The organism is Pseudomonas sp. NPDC007930, from assembly GCF_042958985.1.
GTDB lineage: Bacteria > Pseudomonadota > Gammaproteobacteria > Pseudomonadales > Pseudomonadaceae > Aquipseudomonas.
Map to the genome: position 1 here is coordinate 1 of NZ_JBIBKC010000038.1, position 2,349 is coordinate 2,349.

The following is a 2,349-nucleotide window of genomic DNA, read 5'->3' on the forward strand; positions in this document are numbered from 1 at the left end:
AAAGCCCATGCCCAGAGCGCCGTCGGTGTAGAGCACGTCGGCCAGCTCGCCGAGTTGGTTCACCGCCGTGAGAAACGCCGGGTTCACCCGCAGGCCCTGCCCCGGCTCGGCCACCCAGCGGTTGCCCTGGCGGCGCAGCACGCCGGCCAGCTCGCGCTGCAGGAAGCTGTCGATGCGCCCGCTGTCGCGGCGCACCATCTGCCCGAGCATGGCCAGCGAGGCATCGCCGGTGCCGGCGGCGGCGAACGGGTAGCGGCCGGCGAAGGCGCTGTTCCACGGCGCCAGAATGCCTTGCTGCCACTGGCTGTTGAGGCTGCGCGCCGAGGGCGCCAGCAGGCGCTGCCAGGCTTGTTCCAGCGGCTGCACGAACAGCGCCTGGCCGGCGCCGTGCCACTGCGCGCCGAGGCTGGCCGCCAGCAGCCGGCCAAAGGCCTGGGGCTCGGTCAGCTCCAGGCCCTTGCCTTGGAACACGCTCTGCGCCAGGGCCAGGGCGGTGGCTTGGGGGTCCGCCGCCTGGCTCACCTGTTCGAGCTTCAGGCGCACGGCGGTGAGGCGGTTGAGGTAGGCGGCCAGGCTCAGCTCGGGGTCGCCCGGGCTGAGCAGTTGCTGCCAGGGGCTGAAGGCGCTGGCCGGCGCGGGCGGCTGCAGCGCCGTAGGCTCCGGGCGCTGGATGATCTTCTGCGCCTGGGCCAGCAGGCGTTGGCCCAGCGCCGGGCCGCTGTCACCCGCCTGGCCGTGCCAGGCCACTTGGGTGAGCAAGGCCTTGAGCGGCGACTGCTGGGCGTCGCTCAGCAGCGCCAGTTGTTCGAGGGTGCCGTTCAACCCGCGCGCCGGCTGCCAGCGCAGGCTGTTGAGGAAGGTTCGCCAGGCGTTGGCGTAGTCCTGCCGGTAGCGCGCGGTCAGGCGTTGCTTCAGCGCCTCGGGGGTGAGCGCCGGCTTGAGGCTGCCGGGCTGGTCGCTGAGCACCCAGTCGACCTGCTCGCGGCGGGCCTCGGCAACCTGCTCGATGGCCTCGCGCACGCGGCCTTCCCAGGCCTGGCGGGTGAACACCGCGGGCACGCTTTTGGCTGTGCTGAACAGCGCGGCGGCGTCAGTGTCGCCGGCCAGGTCTGCCAGCGCCAGGCTGGGGTAGTCGTTGGCCACGCTGGCCAGCACCTGGGCGTACAGGCCGTTCTCGGCGCTGCGCTGGCCCATCTCGGCGAGCAGCACCTGGCGGGCCCGGGCCACCAGCTTGGCGTCTTCGGCCAGGGCCCACTCGGGGTGCCGCGGCAACTGCTCGGCGTAGAACGGCCACAGCGCCGGCAGCAGGCCGCGCTCGCTGCCGACGCGGGTGAGGAAGGCGGCGTCCAGGTGCTGCTGCGGGCGGGTGAGCATCAGGTAGGCCTTGAGCGCCTCGTAGCCTTGTTGCGCGTGGGCTTCGCGGGCCAGGTCGCCGGCGGGCAGGTTGCCGAGCTGGGTGAGCTGGGTGGCCAATTGTGCGGCCAAGGGGTCGCGCAGGTGGCGTTGGCTGGCGGCGGCGTAGGCCGGCCAGAGCTGCGCCAGCAGTGGCTTGGTGCGGTCCAGGCCGAAGCGGGCGTACCAGGGCGCGCCTTCGTCGGCGCGGGTGGCCAGGCGCGAGGCTTCGAGCGAGAGGTTGTGCAGCGCCAGTTGGATGGCGCGCGGGGTGGCGGCGCTGTGCAGTTGCTGTTGCAGGCTGTGCAGGTTGGCAATTTCGGCGCGGTTGCTGGTGTAGGCCAGGAGTACCCCGGCGAGGAGGATGGCGGGGGTGGCCAGGGTGGCGAGGTAGGCCAGGCGCCGCAGCGGCCAGCCGGCCCACTGGCCCTGGGCGGTGTCTTTGAGGATGCCGTCCCAGGCGGCGTCGCGCTGCCACAGTTGCGCCGGGCCACCCTCGGCGCGCGCCAGCGGCAGGCTGAACCACAGCCCACGCAGCCACAGGCCACGGGCCAATACCGCCGCTTGCGGGCGCAGCGCCTCGCGCCAACGGGCGATGCCCTCCTCGGCGAGCGTCCAGGACAACCGGTAGTAGAAGTCGTGGATCACCTGGCGGTTGAGGCGGAACATGCCCGAGGCGCACAGCGGCGCGGGCAAGGCCGCCAGTTGCTGGGCGAACTCTTCGGGGTTGAAGGTGGGGTTGAGCAGGCAGCCCGCGGGGAGGTTGGGGTGGCCGGGTTGTGGCCATTGGCTGCTGCACACTTCCCACAGGTGCAGGGGCGCTTGCCAGCGCAGGGTGTGGCCGAGGTTGCGCAGGTGGCGCAGGCCGGTATCGAGGTACACCGGGGTGGCGCTTTGTTCGGCGCTGAGGGCCCAGACGATGGCGTCGAACGGGCGGCGCGGGCAGAGCTTGCGCCA

1 protein-coding gene is annotated in these 2,349 nt (G+C 72.6%); it reads right to left on the minus strand.

Annotated elements, in window-relative coordinates; genetic code table 11:
* A partial coding sequence (locus ACFZCE_RS27120) for an ImcF-related family protein (RefSeq protein ID WP_390943643.1) occupies positions 1-2,349 on the minus strand: 2,349 nt, incomplete at both ends.